At 72.5% G+C, this 7,482-nt stretch carries 8 protein-coding genes; 2 read left to right on the top strand and 6 right to left on the bottom strand.

All coding sequences use genetic code 11. From position 1 onward, the window contains the following. Window positions 1–111 precede the first annotated feature (111 nt). The 4 genes from ACIOGZ_RS07730 to ACIOGZ_RS07715 all read right to left on the bottom strand — a co-directional run bounded on the left by ACIOGZ_RS07730 (window position 112) and on the right by ACIOGZ_RS07715 (window position 3,119). Complete coding sequence (locus ACIOGZ_RS07730; protein WP_400985182.1) at window positions 112–1,014, bottom strand: ABC transporter ATP-binding protein; 903 nt, start codon at window positions 1,012–1,014, stop codon at window positions 112–114. Window positions 1,015–1,246: 232 nt separating this feature from the next. After that, window positions 1,247–1,891, bottom strand: coding sequence for a GPP34 family phosphoprotein (locus ACIOGZ_RS07725; protein ID WP_363586308.1), 645 nt, complete (start codon window positions 1,889–1,891; stop codon window positions 1,247–1,249). A 37-nt stretch (window positions 1,892–1,928) separates the two neighbouring features. Next, window positions 1,929–2,156 (bottom strand): hypothetical protein, encoded by a 228-nt coding sequence (locus tag ACIOGZ_RS07720; protein ID WP_363586309.1) that lies wholly within the window; start codon window positions 2,154–2,156, stop codon window positions 1,929–1,931. A gap of 9 nt (window positions 2,157–2,165) precedes the next feature. Then, on the bottom strand, window positions 2,166–3,119 hold the full coding sequence (locus tag ACIOGZ_RS07715) for an SPFH domain-containing protein (RefSeq protein WP_400985180.1): 954 nt from the start codon (window positions 3,117–3,119) through the stop codon (window positions 2,166–2,168). A gap of 178 nt (window positions 3,120–3,297) precedes the next feature. Between ACIOGZ_RS07715 and ACIOGZ_RS07710 the strand changes: the two genes are divergently transcribed. Then, a complete protein-coding gene (locus tag ACIOGZ_RS07710; RefSeq protein ID WP_363586311.1) occupies window positions 3,298–3,924 on the top strand; it encodes a TetR/AcrR family transcriptional regulator in 627 nt (208 codons plus the stop codon). Between the two features lie 43 nt (window positions 3,925–3,967). Further along, window positions 3,968–5,473, top strand: coding sequence for an MFS transporter (locus ACIOGZ_RS07705; protein WP_363586312.1), 1,506 nt, complete (start codon window positions 3,968–3,970; stop codon window positions 5,471–5,473). Window positions 5,474–5,553: 80 nt separating this feature from the next. Here the strand turns inward: ACIOGZ_RS07705 and ACIOGZ_RS07700 are convergent, their stop codons facing one another. Beyond that, window positions 5,554–6,657 (bottom strand): zinc-binding dehydrogenase, encoded by a 1,104-nt coding sequence (locus ACIOGZ_RS07700; RefSeq protein WP_400985179.1) that lies wholly within the window; start codon window positions 6,655–6,657, stop codon window positions 5,554–5,556. Continuing rightward, window positions 6,657–7,469, bottom strand: a complete 813-nt coding sequence (locus tag ACIOGZ_RS07695) for a phytanoyl-CoA dioxygenase family protein (protein WP_363586314.1) — start codon at window positions 7,467–7,469, stop codon at window positions 6,657–6,659. The genes ACIOGZ_RS07700 and ACIOGZ_RS07695 overlap by 1 nt, the downstream gene beginning before the upstream one ends. Between the last annotated feature and the right edge of the window lie 13 nt (window positions 7,470–7,482).

Genomic DNA, 7,482 nt, shown 5'->3' with positions numbered 1-7,482 from the left:
CGTGACGGCTCAGAGGGCGTGACGGCTCAGAGGGCGTGACGGCTCAGAGGGCGTGACGGCTCAGAGGGCGTGACGGCTCAGAGGGCGTGACGGCTCAGAGGGCGTGACGGCTCAGGAGTCGTGGCGGGTCAGGGCGAGGTAGGCGTCGTCCAGGCTGTGCTCGCGGATCCGCAGCCCGGTGACGACGATCCCCTCGCGGGCGAGCAGGCCGGTGACCTCGTCGGCGAAGTCCCCGACGCCGGAGACCTCGACCCGGCCGTCCCGCTCCTCGACCCCGGTGACCCCCGGCAGGGCCGCCAGCCGGGCGGTGTCCAGCGGCCCGCTGGGGCGGAAGCCGAGCGTGCCGCCGGTGCCGGAGCGGGCGATCAGCTCCGCGGGGGTGCCGGTGGCGACGATCCGTCCGCCGTCGAGGACGGCGGCCCGGTCGCAGAGCGCCTCGACCTCGTCCATGAAGTGCGAGACCAGGACCACCGTCACGCCCTCGTCGCGGATCCGCCGGACCAGCTCCCAGGTGTCCCGGCGGCCCTGCGGGTCGAGCGCGGTGGTCAGCTCGTCCAGGAAGGCCACCTCGGGGTTGCCGATCAGCGCGAGGGCGATGAGCAGCCGCTGGCGCTGGCCGCCGGAGAGCTTGTCGAAGGGGGTCCGGCGCTGGTCGGCGAGCCCCCACTCGTCGAGCAGCTCGCGCCAGTCCCGGGGGTTCGGGTAGAGCGCGGCGTACAGTTCCAGCGCCTCGCCGACCCGCAGCGCGCCCTGCAGCTGGGCCTGCTGGAGCTGGATGCCGATCCTCGGCCGCAGCCGGTGGGCGTCCTTCACCGGGTCCAGGCCGAGGACGCGGACCGTCCCCGCGTCGGCCCGGCGCAGGCCCTCGCAGCACTCCACGGCGGTCGTCTTGCCCGCGCCGTTCGGCCCCAGCAGGCCGAACACCTCGCCGCGCTCCACGCCGAAGGAGACCCCCTCCAGCACCTGGCGCCGCCCGTAGGCCTTGCGCAGCCCCGCCACCTCGATCACGGCCATCGCGCCGCTCCCTCCCGCTCGTCCCCGCTGGTCCGGCCGGTTCTGCCGGCCTGCGACGAGCTTCCCGCGCGGGGCCCCGGCCGCGGATCGACCGGACGGTCAGAGCTGCGGGCGGGCGCGGTGGAGGGTGGATCAACCGATCGGTGGATGGGCACGGGCGCGGGCCCGGAACGCGGGAAGCCCGGCCGCCATGTCGGCGACCGGGCCTCTCGTTCGGATCACACCGGCTGGGTCAGACCACCGCGGCGTCGGCGTTGCGGGTGCTGATGGCCCGGCGCAGGGCGCGCGGGACGGGGCCCGCGGCGGGGGCCAGCTTGTCGATCCGGGTGCGGAACTCGCGGCTCTGGCGCCACGTCAGGACGGCTCCGAGCCGGGCGGCGTCGACCAGCGCGACCAGCGCGGCGTCCGCCGGGTCGACCCGGCTGAGCGGCGCCTTCAGCGCCGAACTCACCGACGCGACAAGGGACTTGCGCAGCCGCTGCTCCGGCAGGACGACCCGGGTGCACGGGAACAGTCCGAGCGCGCGGCGCTGTTCGAGCCGGATCCGCCCGGACGCCGCCAGCCCGTCCCGGACCACCCGCGCGGCGCGGGCCGCCGGGCCCTGGCGGCGGCCGACCCAGCCCTGCCAGCTGCGCCGCCGGCCCTGCCGGATCTGCTCCAGCATCGCGGCGGAGAGCGGGTCGAGGCCGTCGGCCGACGCTCCGTCGACGGCGGCCGGGTGCCGGCCGTCGTCGCGGATCAGCGTGCGCCGCAGGAGTTCGGCGAGCGCGGCGGCCCGCAGCACCAGGTCGAGCCTGGCGGTTGCGGTGAGCCGCTCGCGCTCGGGGTTGTAGGCGAGCAGGTAGAGCTTCTCCGGCAGGGTGATGGGCAGGTCCACGATGGACTCCAAGCAGATGGACGGTGGATGGGCCCGTTCATCCGGCGTCGGAACCGCCGGCCTCCGGGTTCTCCTTGGGCGGTCGGCCGCGCCGGGGAAGACGGGCCGCGTCGCCGGGCATCCGGCCCGCGTCGCTGAGGGCACGGCGAAGGAGGAACTCGATCTGCGCGTTGGCACTGCGCAGCTCGTCCGCGGCCCACCGGGCCAGTGCGTCGTGGACCGCCGGGTCCAGTCGCAGCAGGATCTTCTTCCGCTCCGTCGCCAACGCCGCGCCTTACTGGTAGAGGGAGCCCGTGTTCACGACGGGCTGGGTGCCCCGGTCGCCGCAGAGCACCACCAGGAGGTTGCTCACCATGGCGGCCTTGCGCTCCTCGTCCAGTTCGACGACGTCGCGCTCGGCGAGCCGGTCCAGCGCCTCCTCGACCATACCGACGGCGCCCTCGACGATCAGCCGCCGTGCCGCGACCACGGCCCCGGCCTGCTGGCGCTGGAGCATCACCTGGGCGACCTCGGGCGCGTAGGCGAGCCGGGTGATCCGGGACTCGACGACCCGCACCCCGGCCGAGACGACCCGGGCCGCGATCTCGGCGGAGAGCATCCGGCTGATCTCCTCCGCGCCGTCGCGCAGCGACAACTGGCCCTCGCGGTGGGCGTCGTACGGGTAGCTGCTGGCGATGTGCCGGACGGCGGTCTCGGTCTGGATGGCGACGAAGTCGCTGTAGTCGTCCACCTCGAACACGGCCTTGGCGGTGTCCTCGACCTGCCAGACCACCACGGCGGCCATCTCGATCGGGTTGCCGTCCGCGTCGTTGACCTTGTTGGTCTCGGTCTCGTGGTTGCGGATCCGGGTGGAGATCCGGCGGCGGCTGGTGAACGGGTTCAGCCAGGTCAGGCCCTCGGCGCGGATGGTGCCGCGGTAGCGGCCGAGCAGCTGGACCACCCGCGCCTGGCCGGGCGAGACCACGGTCAGCCCGCACAGCAGCAGCAGCGCGCCCAGGACGGCCAGCGGCCCGACGGTCAGCAGGGTGATCCCCAGCGCCTTGGACCCGCCGGCCACTTGGAGACCGCCGGCGATGGTCGCCCCGATCCCCGCGAGCAGACCGAGCAGCGTCCCTCCGAGCACCGGCAGCCCCGCGGCACCGGTGATGACCCGCTCGGTGATCTTGGGGGCCGGAAGGTCGAGGACGGGGCCGCCTTCGACGTCGACGGCAGAACGCGGTGTGGCCATGAGACCAGCTCCTCCAGCGAGTGTTTCCGATCCAGCTGTCAAAGTGATATCACTTTTTCTGCGCACCGCGCCAGGGGTTTGGCCGCATCCGCCGGGGTGGCGACCCCGCCGCCAACTCCGGTCGGCGATACGGCAGTTTGATACGCAGCGTATTAAATACATGATGTATCGTTCCCGCGTGGCTCCATCGAAGACTGCTTCCACCGATTCCGGCCGGCCGCCCCGCCGGCGTGCTCACACCCGCGCCCGGCTGCTCGACGCCGCCGGGCAGGTGCTGGTCGCGCGGGGGTACGCGAAGACCACCATCGAGGACGTGTGCGCGGCGGCCGGGTACACCCGGGGGGCCTTCTACTCCAGTTTCGAGAGCAAGCAGGACCTCGTCCTCGCACTGTTCGACCACCACTCCGCGCACCGGCTCGACCAGTTGGAGGGCCTGCTGCACCATCCGGCTCCGGGGGCGGCCCGACGGATCGGGGAACTGCTCCTGGCGGTCGACCCCGACGAACGGGGATGGATCCTGCTCTTCCTGGAGTTCCGGCTCGATGCGGCCCGCAGCCCGGAGCTCAGCGCACGACTCCACGAACACGACAAGGCCGTCACCGGGGCCCTCGCCCGCCTGCTGGAGCGCAACGGCACGAGCGTCGACGCGCAGAGCCTCGCCATGTTCCTGCTCGCCTCCCGCGAGGGCATCCTCGCCCGGACCGCCACGGGCGGACCCGGCAGCGATGAAGCGTGGCGCGCTGCAGTCGACGTAGTCGCCGAACTGCTGCCCACCCTGCTGCCCTCGCTGGAACAGGCACCCTGAGCAGCTCCGCCCACCCCTGCCGCCCGGTCAACTGAGAGGCGTCATGCCCGCAACCGCCCCGTCGGACCCACAGCGCTGGAAAGCGCTGTTATTCATCGGCATCGCCCAGTTGATGGTCGTGCTCGACACGACCATCGTGAACATCGCCCTGCCCTCGGCCCAGCACGACCTCGGCATCTCCGACGGCAACCGGCAATGGGTGATCACCGCCTACTCGCTGGCGTTCGGCAGCCTACTGCTCTTCGGTGGCCGCATCGCCGACCTCACCGGCCGCAGACGCGCGTTCATCGTCGGCCTGCTCGGCTTCGCGGGCGCATCCGCGTTGGGCGGCCTCGCGGTCAGCCCCGGGATGCTGCTCGCCGCCCGCGCCCTGCAGGGCGTGTTCGGCGCACTGCTCGCCCCGGCCGCGCTCTCGCTGCTCGCGGTCACCTTCACCGAACCCAGGGAGCGGGCAAAGGCATTCGGGATCTACGGCGCGATCTCCGGTGCCGGCGGGGCCGTCGGCCTGATCATGGGCGGTGCGCTGACCGAGTACCTGAACTGGCGCTGGGCGCTGTTCGTCAACATCCCGTTCGCCATCGCGGCCGTGTTCGGCGCCGTCACCGTCGTGCGCGAGCCGGCGGGCGCCCGCAACAGCGCCCGGCTGGACCTCCCCGGTGTCATTCTCGCCACCACCGGCCTGCTGTCGCTGGTGTACGGGTTCACCCGTGCCGAGTCCGACGGCTGGACCGCCCCCGTCACCGTCGCGCTCTTCATCACCTCGGTGGTCCTGCTCGGCGTGTTCGTCCTGGTCGAGAGCAAGGCCCCGGCCCCCCTGCTGCCGCTGCGGGTGGTGACCGAACGCAACCGGGGCGGCATCTACCTCTCCCTGGGGCTGGCCGTCATCGGCATGTTCGGGCTCTTCCTGTTCCTGACCTACTACCTGCAGGTCGTGAAGGGCTACACGCCGGTCCGCACCGGATTCGCCTTCCTGCCCATGATCGTCGGCATGGTGACCGGGTCGACGCAGATCGGCACCCGGCTGATGACCCGCCTGCCGCCCCGGCTCCTGATGGGTCCGGGCTTCCTGACCTCGGCCCTCGGCATCGCGCTGCTCACCCAGATCAAGGTCGACAGTTCGTACGTCGGCCTGATTCTGCCCGCACAGGTGCTCCTCGGCCTCGGCATGGGCACGGCGTTCATGCCCGCCATGAGCCTGGCCACCCGCAGCGTGCAGCCGCAGGACGCCGGCGTGGCCTCCGCCATGGTCAGCACCTCCCAGCAGGTCGGCGGCTCCATCGGCACCGCCCTGCTGAACACCATCGCGGCCGGTGCCACCACCAACTGGCTCGCCGAGAAGGCCCGTTCCGGCGCCGACCCGGCCAAGCTGGCCAACGCGGCGGCCGTACACGGCTACGCCACCGCGATCTGGTGGGCTGTCGGCATCCTCGCCGCGGCCGCGGCCGTCGCCTTCCTCCTCATCAACGCCAGGCAGCAGAACGGCGGTACGGGGTCCGACGGCACCGAGGCCGAGAAGGCCGACGCCGTCCCGACGGCGACCCCCCACTAGGGCGTGCCCGGCCGCCGACATGCGTGCGGAGCCGCCGGACGGGGTCCGGCGGCTCCGCACGCTTACCACCTCGCACACACCTACGGGTTCGTGAGGACCGCCTTCATCACCGAACCGTCCGCCACGGCCGCGAGCGCGGTCCCGTGGTCGTGCAGCGGGTAGGACGACACCAGGCTGCCCAGGTCGAAGCGGGCCGTGAGGGCGGGCAGCAGGCGTACGTACTCGACGAGGTGCGCGCCGGTGAACGCCCAGGATCCGACGACATCGAGCTGCCGGTACACGATCTGGTGCGGGTTGAACAGGGTGTCGCCTGCGTCCGTGTACTGGCCGATGACCAGGTAGGAGCCGCCCCGGCGGGCGAGGGTGAGGCCCTGCGCGACCGCCCCGGGCACGCCCGCACACTCGATCACGAGGTCGGCCCCGGTTCCTCCGGTTTCCGCGCGGACCCGGTCCAGGACGGCCTCGGCGTCGCCGGGCGCGGTGATGTCGAGGTGCACGTCGCCGATGCCGGCGGCGGCAGCGAGGGCCAGTCGGCTGTCGGGACCGCCCACGAGAATGACCTTGGCGGCCCCGGCAAGCCGGGCGAACGCGGCGGCCGCGAGGCCCACCGGACCACTGCCCTGGACCACGACCGTCTCGCCGAGGCGCACCGGCCTGCGCTCGAGGAGGGCGTGCACCACGGTCGGCCCCGCGCAGGCCAGGGACATGGCGGCGAGCGGGTCGATGCCGTCGTCCAGCTTCACGACGGTGGTGCCGGCCTGCAGCACGATGAACTCGGCCCAGGCGCCCGAGAGCTCGGGACCGTCGGTGGTGGAGCGGTTGACCCCGTAGGTGCGGCGGTTCTCGCACAGGGTCGGCTCACGGTGCAGCCGGCACGGGACGCAGGAGCCGCAGGCGATCGAGGACGCCCACATCACGGTGTCGCCGGTTTGCAGTGCGGTTCCCGTGGCATCGTGCCCGGGGGCACCCGGACCGAGCTCGTGGACGGTGCCGAGGCCTTCGTGGCCGAGGACCAGCGGGGTGGGGATCGGCAGATGGCCCTGCTGGAGGTGGAGGTCGGTGCCGCAGATACCGCCGTGGCGGCAGGCGACGAGCATCCCCCCGACCGGGGCGGGCGGGACCTCGTACTCCCGCAGCGCGAGCGGCCGGCCGAACTCCTCCAGGACGACGGCCTTCCCGCGCATCACGCCGACACCCCTTCGAGGGCGTCGAGGAAGGGGGCGTCGAGGATGCGCAGGGGCCCGGTGTCCCGGCACACGACGTAGTCGGGGCGCGGCTCACCGGTCCAGCTCGGCAGGTTGGCGGTGTCGTTGTAGGTGGCGATGAGCAGTCGGCGTGGGAAGGGCGACATGTTGGGTGCGGAGCCGTGCACGATCTCGGGCGAGAAGAAGACGAGGGAGCCGGCCGGGCCCTTGGGGCTGACCATGCCGCGCTCGGCGACCAGGGTGGAGAGCTGGTCGGGAGTCAGCGCGATGTCCTCCGGGTCCAGGTGCTGGGCGGACTTGGCCTCGGCCGTGCGGCTGCCGCGCACCGGGCCGTAGCGGTGCGATCCGGACACGAAGATCACGGGGCCGTTGAACTCGTCGACGGCGTCGAGGAAGACACCGACGTTGACCTGGAGCGGGGCGGGCAGCCGGTCGGCGAGGCGCCAGGCGACGTAGTCCTGGTGCCAGGACCACTTCTCGCCGCCGAACGCCGGCTTGGCGTTGATCTTGAGCTGGTACACGTACACGTCGTCCGTGAGCAGTTGCCGCACCGGCACGAGCATCCGGGGGTCCCGGATCAGCCCGGCGTACTCGGGCTGCCGGTGGTGCGAGGCGTACACCGCGCGCACCTCGTCCCGGGACTCCTCCCTGATCACCTGCGGACCGTGAACGCGGCAGTCGCGCTGGAACGCGGCTCGAAGCCGTTCCACCTCCCGGTCGTCCAGCACGGACTCCACGAGGAGGAATCCGTCCTCGTGGTATCGGGCGATCTGTTCTTCGCTGAGACGCATGGGTGTTCCTCCG

Origin of the sequence: Kitasatospora sp. NPDC088160 (genome assembly GCF_044741445.1) — a bacterium.
Taxonomy (GTDB): domain Bacteria; phylum Actinomycetota; class Actinomycetes; order Streptomycetales; family Streptomycetaceae; genus Kitasatospora.
This window is presented reverse-complemented; position numbering and strand designations above follow the sequence as displayed.

Coding starts and splice junctions, on each gene's coding strand:
- ACIOGZ_RS07730 (WP_400985182.1), bottom strand. CDS start 1,014: ATGGCCGTGATCGAGGTGGCGGGGCTGCGCAAGGCCTACGGGCGGCGC.
- ACIOGZ_RS07715 (WP_400985180.1), bottom strand. CDS start 3,119: ATGGCCACACCGCGTTCTGCCGTCGACGTCGAAGGCGGCCCCGTCCTC.
- ACIOGZ_RS07705 (WP_363586312.1), top strand. CDS start 3,968: ATGCCCGCAACCGCCCCGTCGGACCCACAGCGCTGGAAAGCGCTGTTA.
- ACIOGZ_RS07700 (WP_400985179.1), bottom strand. CDS start 6,657: ATGCGCGGGAAGGCCGTCGTCCTGGAGGAGTTCGGCCGGCCGCTCGCG.
- ACIOGZ_RS07695 (WP_363586314.1), bottom strand. CDS start 7,469: ATGCGTCTCAGCGAAGAACAGATCGCCCGATACCACGAGGACGGATTC.